An 18,562-nucleotide genomic window follows, 5' to 3' on the forward strand; every position below is an offset into this window, starting at 1 on the left:
AGGAGAAATGCAGGATGGATATGGGATTAAAGAATAAAACAGCGTTAATTACAGGATCATCCAAAGGAATAGGTAAAGCCATTGCCTTGGAGCTCGCCAAAGAAGGGGTCAATGTCCTGATCAATGGGCGAAATGAGGAGGAAGTGCAGCGAACCGTTAATGAAATAAAACTGGAATTTCCGGAAACCAATCCTCAAAATGCTGCTGCTGATATCGTGGATATCGGGCAAAGAGAGGCTTTATTCGCTAAATTCCCGAGTGTTGATATTTTGATTAACAATGCGGGCATATACGAAATCATGTCATATGAAGATGTCGACGATGAAGTATGGAATAAATATTTCCAGACCAATGTTCTTGCGGCGAATGGGTTATCAAAATATTATTTGCCTCACATGTTGAACAATAATTTTGGCCGCATTATCTTTATTGCGAGTGAAGAAGCCGTAATGCCTTCGGGACAAATGCCTCAATATTGCATGACTAAATCCATGTTGTTGTCTCTGTCCAAGAGCTTGTCCAAATTAACAATTGGAACGGAAGTTACCGTCAATACGATTATGCCGGGACCGACGCTCTCCGAAAATGTACAGCAAATCATTGAAGGTATCTTTGCTGATGGCAATATGACTTTTGCAGAAAAAGAGAAACAGTTTATGGCTTCAAACCTGCCTCAATCCGAAATTCAGCGATTTATCCGTCCTAGTGAAATAGGCAGGCTAGCCGCATTTATTTGCAGTCCCTATGCATCTGCATTTAAAGGTTCACCGATCCGCATGGATGGGGGCATGGTACCGACTATTTATTGACCACTACAAGCTGCGTGTCTATTAATTCAGTAAGGATACTTCCTTTGACGGTATGGGTTATAATAAACTGGATGAAAGTATTTAAAAGTTAAGGGAAGTGCTATTTCATGAATTTGGACATGGTCATGCAGGAGCTTGAGTCGCTTGGTAAGGAACGTACGAAGAAAATATATTTATCCAATGGGGCGCATGAACCGTTATTTGGCGTGGCTACGGGTCACATGAAACCCATCTTCAAGAAAACCAAAATAAATCAGCAATTAGCTGAGGAGCTTTACGCTACCGGCAACTACGACGCCATGTACTTTGCCGGGATCATTGCCGACCCCAAAGCCATGACGGAAGACGATTATGATCGTTGGATGGATGCGGCGTATTTTTATATGTTATCCGATTATGTCGTTGCGGTAACCTTGTCCGAAAGCGATATTGCCCAAGAAGTAGCCGATAAATGGATCGCGAGCGGGGAAGAGCTGAGGATGTCCGGGGGTTGGAGTTGTTATTGCTGGCTTTTGGGCAACCGGCCTGACAGCGAATTTGCCGAAGATAAAATTTCCGCGATGCTCGACATGGTGAAAAGCCGGATTCACGATGCTCCTGAGCGAACCAAATATGCGATGAATAACTTTATTTACACCGTGGCGGTTTCCTATATGCCGCTGCACGATCAGGCCGTCGAGACGGCAAAAGCAGTCGGCCCTGTCGAAGTCAACAAGGATAAATCGAAAAGTAAATTCCTAAATGCTTCCGACAACATTCAAAAAGCAGTAGACAAACAGCAACTGGGTTTCAAACGGAGACATGTAAGATGTTAAAATCAGCAGCCGGTCATAACGACCGGCTGTTGTTTATTTTTGTTTCCATCAAAGATATGATAGGTTTAGTTGAGAAACGACGAAGGGGAATGGACATGTTTATCGTTATCGGAATCTTCGCCATCTTAATTTACGGCGGGTTAGTTTATTATATCGGTTGGCGCGGGTACCGCTGGCTTCGACCGACTAGTTCGTCCTGGAAATTCAAGACTCTCTACATCCTCGTGGTCGGACTGGCCGCTTGTTCGTTCATCATCGGACGAATTCCTGGACTAAAGATCTTGGGGATTGTCGGGGCTTATTGGATGGCCATATTTTATTTGCTGCTATTGCTGGTACCGCTTGCTCATATAACGGTCATTCTGTTACGTCTCACCCGGTTGCCCCGGCAGAGAACTCAGTTCTGGGCGGGAATGGCGACACTGGTATTGGTGATTTCTTTAATGGGTTACGGTACTTTCAATGCCTACAGCCCGATCATAACTACATATAGAATTAAGATGGAAAAAGGTTCATCATCGCTCTCTTCACTTAACATTGCGATGGCGGCGGATACGCATTTTGGGTTGTTATCGGGCAAAGATCATGCGGAGCGGTTGGTCAAGGAAATGAATGCGCTCAAGCCGGATCTCATTTTGCTGCCGGGTGACATGTTCGACGACGATATTCAGCCCTTTATCGATCAGAAGATCGATGTGATATTGGCTAAACTTGATGCTCCGCCATACGGTGTTTACGCTACGCTGGGCAATCATGATAAACATAAGGGCACGATGCAGGAATTGATTGATACTTTAGAACACAGCGGAATTAATGTTCTATATGACGAAACGATAACGATCAATGACCAGCTTACGATTGTTGGGCGCAAAGACATGAGCGATCCCGAGCGGCTCCAGGTAGACAAGCTGATGACCGATACCGACCCGGAGAAGCCGGTAATTCTATTGGATCATCAGCCTACGGAATTGGGGCTCTCCGAACAAGCGGGAGTGGATCTTGTCGTTTCAGGCCATACTCACCGTGGTCAGGTGTTTCCCGGTAACTTGATTACAAATGCGCTTTTCGAGAATGATTGGGGTTATCTCAAAAAAGGAAACATGCAATCCATAGTTACGTCCGGTTTCGGTTTCTGGGGACCCCCGATTCGGATCGGCACGAGGTCTGAAATTGTCAATATAATGGTGAGGTTCGAATAAAGTTAATCGTAATGGTAGAATTGGCATTACATACAACCATTAAGGAGTGATAGTAATGGAGCAGTTCTTGTTCAATCAATTATCCTTTGTAAGAGGCCAAACCTTAAAATTGTTGGAGGGAGTCACGGAGGAACTTGCAGACCGGATCCCCGAAGGATTCCGAAATAATATAAGGTGGAATTTAGGGCACATTTATGTCGTATGTGAACGGTTTGCATTTAAACAATTGAATCTTCCGCAACAACTGCCGAATGGATTCAGCGAACAATTCGAAAACGGATCTTCACCGTTAAATTGGCCTGCATCCTTTCAAGTGCCTACATTGCCGGAGCTTGAGACTCTGCTGAAAGAACAGCAAGAGCGGATACGAACTGCTCTGGGTCATCGTTTGCAAGACAAGATTGTCCCGCCATATACTACATCTGCGGGAATGGTTCTGGAAACGCCGGAACAATTCCTCAGTTTCAATTTATACCATGAAGGCATGCATCTCAGCGTTATTAAACTTTATAAGAAATTATTATCCCGTTAAAGAAAGAAGGACCTTGCCTTGAAGGGCAAGGTCCTTCTTTCTTTAATATAGATTTTCCAATTTATCGTTTAAATGGTAGTCCCTCGGAGATGTCACATTTCATTAAAAATACAGACTCTGAATGAACAGTCGCCTAATGATCCACTTATGAATATATCTTAAGTATAAGATGATTCAGGAGAGGATGTTGGCCGTGCAAGCTGTTCCTCAAGATTTCGTTCATGGATGGATTGCCTACACGTCAGACCACGGCGGAAAGTTCGACATTTGGCTGTACCGACCGCAGAACGGTCGTAATATTCAACTTACACAGGGGCTTGGTTCGGAATTTTCCGTTCCCTATTGGTCTCCGGACAGCCGTAGAATCGCTTTTATCGGCATTGGTAACGTGGTTCACCTGCTGGATACAGTCACGAACGCCGTCGCCAGGATCGACCAAATCGAACCCTACACGCTGCTGGACTGGTCCCCGGACAGCCGGTATCTCGCATATGTTAAAAACTCGCGTATCATAATTTATGATACTTTTTCACATAGAAGTTATGCTATCCCGGAGCCGGGTGCCAGCGATGTCCAGTGGTTCCCTTCGGGTGCGGAACTTCTTTTCGGGGCCCCGGATTCCACAGGCAACACCCAGCTCTTCCGCATCCGGGCCGATGGCACAGACCGAAGACAAATCACGCAAAATACGGACGGACCGCTCCATGACGTTCGGATTTCCCCGGACGGAACCTTCGCACTTTATACGTTCCCTGGAGCAAGCATCTCCATCATTTCCACGGTAGATTTGGCCACGGGCGCCGTCTTTACGCTGGAAGGCGGACCGCTCGCCAAGAACTATTTTCCGGCCTGGTCGCCTGACTCCAGGAGCATCGCCTACAGCGCAACCGCCTATAGGGAGCCGAATTATTATTCTCTTATTCAAGTCGATAGCCGTACCGGTCAGAGTCCAAGGACTTTGGCGCTTTCAGACTGCTTCGCCACTCCTGTCGACTGGTCTCCGGACGGTTCTAAAATCGCTTACTTATCTGGATGTGCAGGGTTAGAAAGCGCAAGTCAGCTCTGGATTACCAGTTTCAGTGGGCAGATGCCGGTGAATGTTCTTAGCGGCGGCCGGATTACCGCTTTCCAGTGGTCTCCGCTAGTCAGAAGGGTTCCGGAAAGCATCTTCACAAGTTTCGTATACCGGGTATCCTTTCCGTATCCCGCAAACTGGCGCCGGGTAAGCGAAGAGAGGTACGAAGGGGAGGATGGTTTTTTCCAGGTATCCGCGATATCAGCGGGCGACCGGATTGCCGATGTATGCCGCTCAGAAGCTTCTCATCCATTGATGCCTTACGGCTCTTCTCCTAGAATTGTTATGACGAGAATACAAAGCCGTGAGGCGTGTTTCATTTTTCCGTCATCCGACCAACCGGCAGAGATGAACAAACAAGCCGCCCTCATCGTGAAATATCCCCGCCCTGTGCAAATCGGGGAAACGTTCTACAATTATTTTATTCTGTGGGCCGACGTTTACCACATTCGGCAAATGGGAGGACAGCTGTCGTTCATATAATCATCATTTAGATCGGCTAAGTTAAGCCAGGTTATTAGCACGAACGCAGATTTTCATTGCGGAACGCTTGAGCAACAACGCACAACCTGCTATACGATTGAAGTCAGCATATGAAGGGATGGGGGAGACTGAGACGGTTACTTTTTTGGACCGACATGGGTCATTCCCTTCATATGCAATACAGCGATAGAATCCGGAAAAGGATTACGAAAAGCTTGTGCGAGTATGATAAGAGGCGGTTCGTAGCACCCATCACTAGTTCTATCTGAAGAACATTTCAAACAAAAACCGATTCACCTATATTGTGCTGGTAAGAATCAGGACAAGTTCACCCGGATTGGCACTCTCCTTCGAAGGGGAGTGTTTTGTTCAAATGAAGCTTGACATCTACTCATTTTCCTTTAAAATCACACTTATTATAAGTGTTTTAATAACTCATAAAGAAAGGACATGCCGCCGTGAATCCGACAACCCATAATACGCTGCAAGTGAAAAAAATCAATGTTGAGTTAGTGAAAAATACATTGAAGGCCGTTGGTACGGGGACGAAGGCTTCCATTGCGAATATGACGCGATTAAGTGTCGCTACTTGCGGCACGATCCTTAATGAACTGGTGCAAAGCGGGGAAGTTCTGGAGAGAGAACTGGAAGAATCGAGCGGCGGACGCCCGGCCAGACAGTACATGTTCAACGCCGATTATGCGTATGTTCTTTGTTTATTGGTAAAAACGGAAGGGGGCCTTCATTCAATAGTTTATGCGCTCGTCAATTTACTTGGCGAGAAAATGGAAGAGGGAACAAGAAGCTTGGATTTCATTGATGTTGAAACCATTGATCAGTTGATCGAGGAATTCACGGTTGAATATAACAACATAAAAGCAATCGGGATTGGTATCCCGGGAGTTGCCCATCAAGGAATCATCGGAATTTGCGATGTGGCTCCTCTGGCAGGTGAACCTTTGGGTCCGCGGCTTGAAGAAAAATACAACATAGACGTCATTATAGAAAATGACATGAATCTGACGGTCTATGGGTTCTATAATCTGCAAAATTTTGAGGAAGATAAGACGTTTGCTATTGTCACTTTTCCCAAGAATCATTATCCCGGCGCAGGTTTTATTGTAAACGGACGTATGGTCACCGGGAATACCAACTTTGCAGGCGAAATCTCCTATTTCCCCTTTGGAATTACGCGGGAAGAGCAATTGGAACGACTGCATAATAAAGATGACTTTATAGCATTGGCAGCCAAACTGTTAAGTTCGATTATCACGATCATCAACCCGGTTTCTGTTGCCATCACCGGGGATTTAACTCATCCTTCCATGTCGGAGGAATTGATAAAGGGTTGTCTTCAATATATTCCAGAAGAACATATGCCGAGTCTCTTAATAAAGAACAATACGCAAGACGAGTATTTGACCGGCATTATAGCTATTACTTTGGAAAGTTTAACTTATCGTTTGCAATTGGTGGAGAGAAGATAGTGTAGATTTTTGTAACCCGCTGATTGATTTAGGAGGATTACAGTTTGAAGCAAACATCCAAAAGATTTAATAAGATCTATGCTATGCAACTGGCTACCATCTTTCTGGGGTTTATCATTTTTGGGATCTCGGAGAATATTAAAGGACCTGCCATTCCAAGGATTCAATTTGATTTTCATTTAAATGAAGAACAATTGGGTAGTTTGTTATCTTTGAACGCATTGGGTTATCTGATTGCCTGCTCGTTTACCGCTGTATTGGTTAGAAAATGGGGGATCAAAGCCGCAAGTATTCTATCTTTTGCCTCCATGTTGATATCAGGCGTTTTTATCTTCATATCGCATACGTACCCGCTTTTTGCCGCTTCCTATTTTCTGATGTATATCGGAAACGGGATGCTTGAGATTGCGTTGGCCATTCTGGGAGCGCGGATCTTTGTCAAGAATACGGGAACCATGATGAATTTATCGCATGCCTTCTACGGATTAAGTTCCACTGTCGCCCCGTTGATTGCAACAGGAGTCATGTCGGTTCAAGTATTCGGTCATGCGCTGGATTGGCGCGGAATGTATCTGGTCATGCTTTCATTATCTTTGCTTCCGATCCTGACAGCCCTGCGCAGTACTTTTCCTGGAGATGATCTTGCGAATGAGAGCCGGACTTCCCTAAAGGAATTGATGAGAGATCCCGCATTGTGGTGGATGGTGCTCATACTCTCCTTCGGCGTAGTATCCGAATTAGCTGTAGGGGGCTGGCTGGTTAATTTCCTGGAAAAAGCGTACCACTGGGACACCGTAAAAGCCTCCGGCATGCTGTCCGCCTTTTTCCTTCTATTCGCTCTTGCCAGACTCTTCTTGGGGCCTGTAACCGATAAAATCGGATTTACGTTTTCCCTAATTATATTCTCCGGCCTGTCTGCGCTTTGTACATTTGCCGCTATTGTCGGGGGAGAATCGTGGTCATTCCTGTTTGCGGCGGCGGGGATTGGGATTGCCATGATTTATCCGACCGTTATGGCCTTTATTGCGAAACGTTACCCGCGCGGAAGCGACACCGCGATTACTTTTACGGTCACGCTAATGGGCCTGGGCAGTGTGATCGGCAACTACGTTATCGGATTTGTCATCGAAATTGTGAAAAAAATGTATGGTCAAGGCAATGCCAACGGATTGCTGCGGGGACTGCAAGCGGGTTACGGATTTATTGCTTTATGTGCTCTATTATGTTCCGTCTGCGGCTGTATTCTATATCGATATTTGATAAAACGCGGGGAACTAATCTAATCTATCTTTGATTAAGGAGTCCAAAACTATGATGATTAAGAAAATGGATTGGGAGGCGGGGGAATGGCTCAATAAGCCCTTGTCTGCCCGGATAGAAGATCATTTCCTGAAGGTGGTGCCCGAAAAGGGAAGAGACTTCTGGAAAAAGACCTTTTATGGTTTTGAGTATGAGGATGGAGCCGCCTTGTTGGCGGATTGGAGTAACGACAAGGCTGTGGAGGTCTCGTTCCAACTCTTCTCCTTCACGGAGTTGTACGATCAGGCAGGCATCTTATTGTATCATGGCCCGGGCCAATGGATTAAAGCGGGCATTGAAATCAATGACGGGATTCCACAGCTTTCCGCCGTCGTAACCGATGGTTATTCCGATTGGTCGCTTGCCGCCGTGCCGGAATGGGCCGGGGAAGAGGTTACGCTTCGCGCTTCGATTATGAAGGATGCGGTGATCATCCGCGCACGTACGCGGCATCATGCCTGGCGCACCATTCGCGTGGCCCGGTTTCCTTATCCAGCAGGGAATCAGGCAGGACCGTTTGCCTGCTCTCCGACCCGGGATGGACTCGAGGTAACCTTTACCCGTTGGGATTTTACAGAACCGGATCAAGACCTCCATACCGATCCAGCAGGAGAATAAATGAACAAGACAGAAAGCCGCGATATCCGCGGCTTTTTGCTTTAAATTGCATACTATCACAAGTGTTAATTCACCACATTAAATATTGAATCATCAGGAATAGACGATGCTAAATTGTGTGAACTCCACATGGCAATCTCGTTCTTTTCCCGTGGCATACAAACCGATAAGGACCCCTGTAAATCCGCCCGCAACTTCCGATGAGAGATATCTCGATTGTGCAGTACCGAGTAAAGTCTCCGTACCATCATCCGTTTGAACATAGAAATGGAAATGAGTAGGGGTTGATTTAATCACCAATGTGGCATGATTGCACTGTCCGAGATCGATCGCTCTTTCCACGGATTTGATATCTCCTACATTAAGCCGCTCGATGACCTCGTATCCTTGCGGGCCGTTGCGCAAGGCCAAATCATAATGGTGGTTTTCGTCCATATAGACCGTAATTCCGGCTTCGCCGCCCTTTAGGCTGATGTCGCAGGAAATGACTGCGTTGAAATCTTTTTGACGGATTCCTATAAATGTTGGTGACAATGGAACATCCAGATTCACTTCGGTTCCTTTCAACGTCACTTTATCGGGTTCGAGCAGATAGTTTTCCGTAGCCGGATGGCGCAGATAACACCAGTCCAGATTCCAATCCGTGTTTTCGAATGTAAAATACTTTTTCTCTTGTTGAATGATACTGTCAGGGAACCGATCCGTTTCAAAGCTCATCAGCGTAGTGCCGTTATGGCCTGCCGTAAACCAACCATCTTCCGCGAAAGTAACCGGAGTAAGGAAAACCTCGCGACCCAAGTGATGATACGTAAGCCATTGGCCGGTTTGCCGGAAGCCGAGATGAAGGAGCCACCAATTCCCTTCGTGATCCTGAATCAGATCACTGTGACCAACGCCTTGCAGCTCATAACCGCCTAAATTACGATTGGTCAGTACGGGATTATTCGGATAAGCTACGAACGGGCCGGAAAGAGATTCTCCCCGTGCATAAGTGACCATATGGCCGTATTCGGTCCCGCCTTCGGCTGCCAGCAGGTAATATCGGCCGTTGATTTTATACATATGAGGGCTTTCCAAATAGCGCCCGCCGGTTCCTTGCCATATCGAACGGCTAGGCGTCAACTTGCGTCCGGTTTCAATTTCGATTTCGCACTGAACGATTCCGTTGACTCCGAAATCGTCTGTTCCGTTACTCATGAAATACGTTCTGCCGTCTTCAAAATATAAATCCGGATCGATTCCTCCCTGATCGACAGGGATCGGATCCGACCATTCGCCGTAAATATTATCAGTCCAGACATAGAAATTCTGACGGGTGGTATCATTGGTTGTCGTCATGTAGAAACGACCGTCATTGAAACGAAGGGTAGGAGCAAACACACCTCCGGAACTGCCCACCGTCTCCAGCTGGATTTGGCTTTTTCGGGTCAAGCAATGCCCAATTTGGGTCCAGTTTAACAGGTCTTTGCTTTCAAAAATCGGTACCCCGGGGAAATACTGAAAAGTACTGCAAACCAGATAATAGGTATCGTTTACTTTGCAAACACTTGGGTCTGGGTAAAAACCTTTAATAACAGGATTATTGTACTTCATTTGTACACCTCTTCTTTAAAATTACATATATATGAATTCAGTTTACATGTGAGCTAAGAAAATTAAACACCAACGGGTTGATTATTTCAATAATCCAGTGTTGATGCTCTATATTATATCAGTTAAATTAATATATATGTGATTTCAATATGTGCATACACGGTAAGGAGTTTAATGGTCAATATGATAAAAGCGAACGGGGAACCCCAATTCATGGCTTTATATGAGGCGCTGGCAAGCGAGGTCCGATGGAAAATTATGAACCTCATTGCCGATAGGGAAATGAATGTGAAAGAGATTGCGGGAAAGTTGGAGCTAAGCCCATCCATTGTTACCATGCATATCCGAAAACTCGAGGACGCCGGTCTCATTGGCAGCCGCAGGGTTCGCCAAAACGGAGGAACACACAAATTGTGTTTTCTAAAGCAAAAAACGATTGAAATCGAGCTGCCCACTGCCGGCCGAAACGCAAAGATCAGGGAACAGAGCATTTCAGTCGGTCATTATACCGCCTTTGAAGTTCATCCTACCTGCGGGATAGGCACGCTTGAGAAGGAAATCGGCGTTTGGGACGATCCGCGCTATTTTCTGGACCCTGAGCGGGTTCACGCTTCGATCCTGTGGTTCGGAAGAGGCTATGTCGAATACAAAACGCCAAATTATTTGCTTCCTGACAAAGTCGCTGACGCTATAGAAATCTCGATGGAAATTGCTTCGGAAGCGCCCGGCTTGAGAGATCATTGGCCTTCGGATATTCGGTTCGAGTTTAACGGCATATCCCTTGGCACCTGGACAAGTCCGGCGGACTTCGGAAGGGCGGCGCGCGGCAAATATACGCCGAAGTGGTGGCACAGAAATGTGAATCAATACGGGTTATTGAAGACGATCCGCATTGACGCTTCAGGAACCTTTATAGATGGGGAACGGATGTCGGATGTGACTGTAGCGGATATCAAGTTATCGGAACCGTTCTGGACGCTTCGTTTCGCAGTGGATGAGCAGGCCGTCAATATAGGCGGTTTGACGATTTATGGGGCCGGTTTTGGAAATCATGACCAGGATATTCTGATTCGTGTGCACCTTAAAGGATAAAATTTATGGTATATTATGGATTGGTGTAGTTAAGTAAAGTAGTTAATAACCAATCGGAAGGATGTTAGCATGAGCCAATCCAATCAGGAGTATATCGTAATCTCGGGTGCCCGGGAGAACAACCTCAAGAATGTATCCTTGCGAGTTCCTAAACGGAAAATCACGATTTTTACGGGAGTATCAGGATCCGGCAAGTCTTCGATCGTTTTTGATACGATCGCCGCGGAATCAACGCGACTGCTGAATGAGAATTTCAGCATGTTCGTGCGCACATTCCTGCCTCAGGTCCCGCAGCCGGATACGGATGTCATCGAGAATCTGAGCATGGCTGTGATCGTGGATCAGAAGCGCCTGGGCGGAGGCTCTCATTCCACAATGGGGACGATTACCGATATTTCTCCTATTTTGCGGCTTCTCTTTTCCCGAGTGGGTAAACCTTATGTCGGACAAGCGCACATGTTTTCGTTTAACGACCCGCAAGGCATGTGTCCCGAATGTAACGGAATCGGCCGCAAATTAGGCGTCGATATGAGTAAGGCCGTTGATATGTCCAAGTCGCTGAATGAAGGGGCCCTGATGCTGCCGGACTATTCCGTAAGCGGATGGGAGTGGAACATGATCGTACAGTCGGGAGACTTCGATCTCGACAAGAAGCTCAGCGATTACACGGATGAAGAATTGGATCACCTGCTTTACTCCAAAGCCAGAAAAGTAAAGATGGATTTTGCCGGTAAGGCCACGAATATTACAGTAGAAGGCGTTATTGAGAAATTCACCAATAAATATATCAAGCAAGATTTAAAAGCGAAGTCGGAGCGAACGCAAAAAACGGTTGCACCTTACATTTCCGAAGGGCCTTGTTCGGGCTGCCGCGGTGCGAGACTCAGTCAGGCCGCGCTGAGCAGCAGAATCCATGGGCGGAACATTGCGGAGATGGCGTCCATGGAGATCGGCGAGCTGCTTCGCGTCATTCGGGAGATTGACGACGCTGTCGCTGCGCCAATCGTTAAGTCACTGGCGGAAAGGCTGCAGCATTTGGTCGATATCGGGCTCGATTACCTGACGCTGGACCGGGAGACGGACACTTTATCCGGCGGCGAGTCACAGCGCGTCAAGATGGTTAAGCACCTGAACGGCAGTCTGGTGGATGTCGCTTACATCTTTGATGAACCCAGCGTTGGACTGCATCCCCGCGATGTGCACCGGTTAAATGAATTGCTGCAGAAGCTGCGTGATAAGGGCAATACCGTAATTGTCGTCGAGCATGATCCGGATGTAATCAAAGTGGCGGACCATATCGTCGATGTCGGGCCTCTCGCCGGCAGCCGCGGCGGTACTATTGTGTTTGAAGGAAGCTACGAAGACTTACTGGATTCGGGTACGCTGACAGGCAACTATATGAAGCGGTCGATCCAGTTGAAGGAAGACTGCAGGCAGCCTTCCGGTAAGCTGTCCATCAAGGAGGCCACATTACACAACTTGCAGAATGTGAGTGTTGATATTCCAACAGGCGTATTGACCGTTGTGACGGGTGTTGCCGGATCGGGCAAGAGCACGCTGATTAACGAAGTGTTTCTCGGCAGCCATCCGGATGCGATCGTCATCGATCAGTCGGCAGTGGGCGTATCAACACGTTCGAATCCAGCGACCTACACAGGGATTATGGATGACGTACGTAAGGCGTTTGCTGCCGCAAACAAGGTGAATCAAGGCTTGTTCAGCTTCAACTCCAAGGGGGCTTGCGAGAATTGCCAAGGGCTTGGTGTCGTATATACTGACCTTGCGTTTCTGGACAGCGTAAAGCTGCCATGTGAAGTATGCGGAGGCAGACGATTCAAGGAAGAAGTGCTCGAGTACAAGCTGAACGGCAAGTCCATAGCAGAAGTTCTGGAGATGACGGTGGAGCAGGCGCTGGAATTTTTTCAGCTCAAAGAGGTAGTGCGTAAACTCCAAGCCATGAGTGATGTGGGCCTGAACTATATCACGCTAGGGCAACCGCTCAGCACGTTATCGGGAGGGGAATGCCAACGCATCAAGCTGGCCAGCGAGCTGCATAAGAAGGGCAGCATTTATGTGATGGACGAGCCGACCACCGGCCTGCATATGTCGGATATCGGCCACCTTCTGGAGATCATGAACCGTCTCGTGGATGCAGGCAATACGGTCATCGTAATTGAGCATAACCTGGATGTGATCTGCCAAGCGGATTGGATTATCGATATGGGGCCGGACGGGGGAAGCAAAGGGGGGCAGGTGGTATTCGAAGGCACCCCTTCGCAGATCATCCATGCGGAACAGTCGATTACGGGGAAATACTTGGCATAATCATCTCGCAAATCAATCGAAGAACAGCCTGTGAAAGGCCAAGTGACTTTTTTCTTTCCTGAACTCTCCCGGGGAACACCCTACAATACCATGGAAAACTTTAATAAAATAACTGCCCCCGGAAAAACCGACATTACATGCAATGTCCTCTATGCTATGGTCGGTTTCGCGCAGCAGACGGATCGCATGACCGATGCGGACTTTTGTCAGGTATTGAAGAGGGGTTATTCCTACCGTAGAGGTAAACCGGCGGATGAAATGGAACTTGGACAATCCCGAAACCTCCGCGATGGCTTCTATGCCGGATACGGATGCGTAGTGATTTTCCATCCAATCCAAGGCCTTACGAATCGCTTCCGGCTGAGTCCCGGTTCCGTCTACTTCGTCGGCAAAGCGCCTTAACTCCATCATAAACCGGTATACGGAGGAGGAAGCCCGGAAAGCATCGGGGAGTTGTCCATCCCTGGCATCCAGGTAGATCAGTTCCAGTGTCCGGATGACAGAATGCTCCCGCGGGATGGCGACAATAGTGCCGCATCGGCTCTTGATGGCATTCCAGTGGTCCGATAAGCCGTTAGGACGGAACAGCAGAAAGATGAATTCCCATGGCTCATCCTTCTCCGCAAAGTAATAACCATGGTCTCCCGGGATTTCTACCAGAAAAGCGGTTTCCTCTGAAAGAAGATGCTCCTTGCTGCCGATTCGAAGGCGACCGTTTCCGGATATTGTATATTGGAAAAGAAACAGCGGTCCATCAGACCGCTGTTGGCCTTCCCATCGGTAAGAAGGGGAGGATATCAAATCCCTGCCTACGGCAAATAATTCATATAAACCCATGGAAGAAGCTTCAGAGAACCGGAATCCGATGGTGGAATAGTCTGGAGTATTGGATTTGGGTTTGCTCATAATTGGATCTCCTCCTTAAGTGGTTTAGTACATCTTCTTTAAACAGAATATTTCAAATTAGGGTTCAAGTCTATACAAGGCAGCGCCGTGAGGAGGCAGCTTCGCGGAAAGTTGCCCGTCTGTTAAAGTTATAACCTCGCCAGTCCAGAGTTCTTTTCCCCTGGGGCTAGGAGTCAATCCAAGCTGCTCCATGGAAACGGATACGATGGCCTCCTCGTCACCCGCATTAAATAGAGCTGCATAAACGGCTCCGTTATCATCTTGTGCCTTCCATACGATCTTATCCGTCTCCCGTGATACTTGATGAGCACCGGAACCGTTTCTATGCAGATGCAGCACGTCACGGTTGGTCAGTAGAGAAAGCGTCCATTCATCGTTGTCCCGCATTTCTCCGCCAAACATGAGGGGGGAACGGAAGATCGACCATAAGGTCATCATCGTCAGTTGCTCGTCCTTTGTGAAACGTGTCCAACGATCGCTGCCTCCTCCGTCAACGGAACGGATACCCAAATGTCCGAGGGGTAGCATATCGCAGTCCGGCCATTGACCGGGTGCCACATGTTCGGCCCATTTGTAGCAGCGCTCAAACATACCATGCAATAAAGGCCAAAGATCCCAGAAATCGTCCGTCATACGCCACATATTGGCGTTGGCCTTCAATTCCTCCGCATGTTCAAGCGGTGCGGGTCCAGGTGACAGACTGAGGACCATGTCTCTTCCGCAGCGGTCTATCGCTTTTCGGATCATTTCGATTTCAGGAACATGAATCTGATATAGGCGAGATGCCGCTATATCATCTACCTTCACAAAATCAACACCCCAGGAAGCATACAATTCGAACAAGGAGTTGTAGTAAGCTTGAGCACCTTCCTTGGACGCATCTACCCCGTACATGTCGGTGTTCCATGGACAGATGGAATTCGGATGCGCAATGTCCCGGGCCGTGACCGAAGTACCAAGTATCGGCGTAGCTGCATGAACGGCCTGGCGGGGAATGCCTCGCATGATGTGGATACCGAATTTCAGGCCCAGACTGTGGACGTAATCCGCAAGAGGCTTGAATCCCTTGCCGTCCGCAGCAGAGGGGAACCGATTAACGGCGGGCATTAACCGGGAATAGGAATCCATTTCTAAAGGAACGAAGGGGCGATATTGAGAGGATATTGCTCCCGGTTCATACCATTGGATATCTACTACTATGTAATCCCATCCATAATCCTTGAGGTGTTTGGCCATATATTCAGCATTCCCTCTAATTTCTTCTTCACGCACGGCAGCACCGTAGCAATCCCAGCTATTCCAACCCATTGGAGGGTGTGTTGCAAACAGATGATGATTCATGTCATACATCCCATCCTTCGTCTTAAAGTAGGTTCTGGCTCTATCTTAAAAGACCGCGATGATGGCGGCAATCATAAAGTATTGCGTAGGTTGTAAAATATTGCTCTTATTGAGGAAGTCTGTTGTAGGCAAGTCTTTTCACTGGGCCAGGCTTATAGTATGCTAACCATAAAAGGGAGGAGAGGTAATTTATGGGGAAACAACTGATACTCGGAGACTTCATGCATGAACTGGCCAATACGCGCCGCATCCTGGAGGTTCTGCCCGAAGATCATATGTCGTGGAAGCCGCATCCGAAATCGATGGCTTTGAGCGGACTGGCCACCCATCTGGTCAATCTGTTGAACTGGCAAGTGGCAATTTTTGATAGCTCGGAATTAGATCTTTCGACCCTGCCGCAGAAACGGGAAGCATTGACGAGACGGGAAGATCTGTTGGCGGAATTCGACGCAAATGTCGTGAAGCTTCAACAGCTGCTTGGTGAAAGCGACGAGATCACACTCAGCGAGAAATGGACGCTGCGGAATGGCGATTACGTCATCCTGAGTCAACCGCGGGCGAATGCGCTTCGCTCCTTCGGAATAAGCCACATGGTCCACCACCGGGCACAGCTCGGGGTTTATCTGAGGCTTCTCGATATTCCGATACCCGGTTTCTATGGGCCCTCGGCCGATGAAATGGTTAGCTTCTCATAGTTACATGACAACAAGCCGTCTCTGGTGAAGAGGCGGCCTTTGTTATTTCAATTTAACTCATTACCTCGAAATCATCATGCAATCTGCGTAGGCGATAAGCGTTCATCGCGTATTCACGGAGCTCCTCGAGAATCGTGTAGTTTGCCCAGGCGCCTGCAAACGCGCCGATTCCAGGCATCATCTGCAGCATTTTCCGGAAGTCCAAAGCGTCACGATACTCGATCTGAAAAGTCTCCCAATCCATTTCCCGATAGTATTCAGTGTCGGAGAGCCATTGTTCCTTCTCGATATGCCAATGCTTGAGGGAACTGAGCAGCTTGGCTCGATTATCGGGCCCTGAGTATGTCATTTGAAATACCTTTAGAATGAAAACCCGCTCGGAAAAATGTTTGGTGTCATATCCATAAACATGCGCCAGCTCAAACATAAATTTCATCTTGATCGCAATGAGAGCCGGGAAATCTACCATGCTAAACATAATACCGCCCGCACCGGTACCTGCGCCTTCGGCGACCGCGATTTTTTGATACAGCGCAAACAATTCTTTCGCGTCTTGATCGGTAGTCTCCAAATTAAGAGTACGCTGTACTGGACGGCTTGGCGTATATTCCGCACCGAATAGCGCCGTGCGCACAATCGATCGTATGGTGGTCGTAATGATGTTGTTCACCTTGGCGGGAATCAAGTGATTGATTTGGTTGCTGATTGTTTTCGAAGTTTTTTCCAGCCATCCTGGAGATTTGAACATTTTTTGTTCCCAGTCGGCAACTTCTTTCCGTACTTTATGTTCGTAATTCATCAATAATCGCTCCTCCAGCAGTCTTAGCTATATTGTATCGAAGGTCTCCAGGATCCGGACCGGACTGCGGCAGGTATCAGACCTCGACTAAAGTCCAGTATCATCTGCAATTGGGTTCCTAATTCCTGAAATCGATAATAACTTATTCATAAGGAGGGAGGATTTCAGTGAATTTTAACTTGTATATCTACAGAGAGCAGAGGAAGTTCCATGAATTCAACATACTTTGAGGCGGCGGCCATCAGGTCGTTCTCGCGGTCATCATGTGCAGAAAATAACTCCAGCACGATGTCCAGCCCTTTGGCTTTGATCTTGCGCTTCCATATGCCGGCAACTTGTCCATCGATGACGATGGTTGGCATGAATACGCCGTTCCCACCGGGAATGATGTACTTTGCGTACTCTGCACGTAATACATCGGAACGGTCCTTATAGCCGAGCACGTATTCATCAAAACCCGGAAGCAGATAGACACCAGGGGTGATCTCTTTGTTGCCGGCTGACAGTGACGAATGATACCAAAGCTCCCGGTCGTCGATCTTCGCGGGTTCGAACTGATTCCCAGCCAATTCTAATCCCTTGCGGGCATCTCTTAGTGTTAATCCAGTCCACCAGGCGAAGTCATGTACGCTCGCAGGACCATGCGAGATATAATAACGTTTGGTGAGCTGGGACAAAACCTCCTCCCGCGATATGTCATCTCCCGGTGGCACCCATTCATCTAGAAGGACGAATGTCTGCTGCTTTCCTTCCCGCGGCCCCATACAAATCAAACCGATCTGCGCAGAATGCCAAAGCAGATGATAACCCCTTTGACCCGTCGTACGAATACCCGCTTCCTCAAACAGTTCCATCAGGACCGGACGCGAGATTCTATTATTCCCTTCCAAAGCATGGATCAGGATTTCATTGCTTTGCTCGATGATTTCCGGTGTCAATTCCAACTCTTGGAGCCTGCGCTTGTCGCTTGCCAGTATGCGCGGAGTCAATAACTGGAGCATCCCCCTTATGGATTCCGGAGGTACTGCGTGAATCGTTCCGCGCATCGGCCAGGTCAGCACAATATTGCGGTCTTCAATACTTCGCTCAATATCCGCGGCCACTCCATGCTGCATTCGACAGCCGATCGCCCAAAGCATTTGATGATAATCCTGAGCCTGTATAGCGCCGAGATAGCGTACTACATCATCCGGCTTCTCACACTTGTCGCCAGCAATTCGCTGATTCTGTAATCGTCGATAACCGATTTCTGATTTTATCACGTTGTTCCTCCTATAATTTCCGCCTCATACCGTCATCGTGTTTTTCTTTCTGGAAGTATTTTGAAAACATTGTACCACAGTCGGGTATTTACTGAGAATGCAGGGGATACTGCTAGTTCGGCGAATCTCCCCGTTCATATTCCGAATGAACTTGACATAGAAGAGACATCGCTTCATTGCAATATGGCCATTAAGATTGATGATTGTTCTTAAATTTCTCATACGGGTAATA

16 protein-coding genes are annotated in these 18,562 nt (G+C 47.6%); 11 read left to right on the top strand and 5 right to left on the bottom strand.

The features are described 5' to 3' along the window. The first annotated feature begins 14 nt into the window (after positions 1-14). The 8 genes from NYE70_RS04650 to NYE70_RS04685 all read left to right on the top strand — a co-directional run bounded on the left by NYE70_RS04650 (position 15) and on the right by NYE70_RS04685 (position 8,317). Positions 15-809 carry an SDR family NAD(P)-dependent oxidoreductase gene (locus NYE70_RS04650; RefSeq protein WP_341045170.1) on the top strand — a complete coding sequence of 265 codons (795 nt, stop codon included), beginning with the start codon at positions 15-17 and terminating at the stop codon, positions 807-809. Positions 810-916: 107 nt separating this feature from the next. After that, positions 917-1,624, top strand: coding sequence for a DNA alkylation repair protein (locus tag NYE70_RS04655; RefSeq protein WP_341045172.1), 708 nt, complete (start codon positions 917-919; stop codon positions 1,622-1,624). 95 nt (positions 1,625-1,719) lie between these two features. Then, positions 1,720-2,823, top strand: coding sequence for a metallophosphoesterase (locus tag NYE70_RS04660; RefSeq protein WP_341047511.1), 1,104 nt, complete (start codon positions 1,720-1,722; stop codon positions 2,821-2,823). Positions 2,824-2,878: 55 nt separating this feature from the next. Next, positions 2,879-3,355 (top strand): DinB family protein, encoded by a 477-nt coding sequence (locus NYE70_RS04665; RefSeq protein WP_211020437.1) that lies wholly within the window; start codon positions 2,879-2,881, stop codon positions 3,353-3,355. A 169-nt stretch (positions 3,356-3,524) separates the two neighbouring features. Further along, entirely contained in the window at positions 3,525-4,913 is a 1,389-nt protein-coding gene (locus NYE70_RS04670; protein ID WP_341045173.1) for a hypothetical protein, read from the top strand. A 458-nt stretch (positions 4,914-5,371) separates the two neighbouring features. Next, the gene (locus tag NYE70_RS04675; RefSeq protein ID WP_341045174.1) at positions 5,372-6,400 is read left to right on the top strand and encodes an ROK family protein; all 1,029 of its coding nucleotides are present in this window, start codon (positions 5,372-5,374) and stop codon (positions 6,398-6,400) included. Between the two features lie 83 nt (positions 6,401-6,483). Further along, positions 6,484-7,683, top strand: coding sequence for an MFS transporter (locus NYE70_RS04680; RefSeq protein WP_341047512.1), 1,200 nt, complete (start codon positions 6,484-6,486; stop codon positions 7,681-7,683). A 28-nt stretch (positions 7,684-7,711) separates the two neighbouring features. After that, positions 7,712-8,317 carry a DUF1349 domain-containing protein gene (locus NYE70_RS04685; protein ID WP_341045176.1) on the top strand — a complete coding sequence of 202 codons (606 nt, stop codon included), beginning with the start codon at positions 7,712-7,714 and terminating at the stop codon, positions 8,315-8,317. A 93-nt stretch (positions 8,318-8,410) separates the two neighbouring features. On the opposite strand, the gene NYE70_RS04690 is transcribed toward NYE70_RS04685, so the two are convergent. Further along, the gene (locus NYE70_RS04690; RefSeq protein WP_341045177.1) at positions 8,411-9,910 is read right to left on the bottom strand and encodes a glycoside hydrolase family 43 protein; all 1,500 of its coding nucleotides are present in this window, start codon (positions 9,908-9,910) and stop codon (positions 8,411-8,413) included. Positions 9,911-10,093: 183 nt separating this feature from the next. On the opposite strand from NYE70_RS04690, the gene NYE70_RS04695 reads away from it, so the two are divergent. Both NYE70_RS04695 and NYE70_RS04700 read left to right on the top strand, forming a co-directional pair. Further along, on the top strand, positions 10,094-11,002 hold the full coding sequence (locus NYE70_RS04695; RefSeq protein ID WP_341045178.1) for an ArsR/SmtB family transcription factor: 909 nt from the start codon (positions 10,094-10,096) through the stop codon (positions 11,000-11,002). Between the two features lie 69 nt (positions 11,003-11,071). After that, complete coding sequence (locus NYE70_RS04700) at positions 11,072-13,327, top strand: excinuclease ABC subunit UvrA (protein ID WP_341045179.1); 2,256 nt, start codon at positions 11,072-11,074, stop codon at positions 13,325-13,327. A gap of 12 nt (positions 13,328-13,339) precedes the next feature. On the opposite strand, the gene NYE70_RS04705 is transcribed toward NYE70_RS04700, so the two are convergent. Then, positions 13,340-14,233, bottom strand: a complete 894-nt coding sequence (locus NYE70_RS04705) for an AraC family transcriptional regulator (RefSeq protein ID WP_341045180.1) — start codon at positions 14,231-14,233, stop codon at positions 13,340-13,342. Positions 14,234-14,290: 57 nt separating this feature from the next. After that, positions 14,291-15,574, bottom strand: coding sequence for a glycoside hydrolase family 27 protein (locus NYE70_RS04710; protein ID WP_213655269.1), 1,284 nt, complete (start codon positions 15,572-15,574; stop codon positions 14,291-14,293). Between the two features lie 191 nt (positions 15,575-15,765). Between NYE70_RS04710 and NYE70_RS04715 the strand changes: the two genes are divergently transcribed. Continuing rightward, positions 15,766-16,269 (top strand): DinB family protein, encoded by a 504-nt coding sequence (locus NYE70_RS04715; protein ID WP_213655268.1) that lies wholly within the window; start codon positions 15,766-15,768, stop codon positions 16,267-16,269. Positions 16,270-16,321: 52 nt separating this feature from the next. Here the strand turns inward: NYE70_RS04715 and NYE70_RS04720 are convergent, their stop codons facing one another. Next, entirely contained in the window at positions 16,322-17,068 is a 747-nt protein-coding gene (locus tag NYE70_RS04720; RefSeq protein WP_290407132.1) for an EcsC family protein, read from the bottom strand. 164 nt (positions 17,069-17,232) lie between these two features. After that, the gene (locus NYE70_RS04725) at positions 17,233-18,330 is read right to left on the bottom strand and encodes a winged helix DNA-binding domain-containing protein (protein WP_341045181.1); all 1,098 of its coding nucleotides are present in this window, start codon (positions 18,328-18,330) and stop codon (positions 17,233-17,235) included. Positions 18,331-18,562 lie beyond the last annotated feature (232 nt).

Origin of the sequence: Paenibacillus sp. FSL R5-0407, assembly GCF_038009185.1 — a bacterium.
In the GTDB taxonomy this organism is placed as follows: domain Bacteria; phylum Bacillota; class Bacilli; order Paenibacillales; family Paenibacillaceae; genus Fontibacillus; species Fontibacillus vini.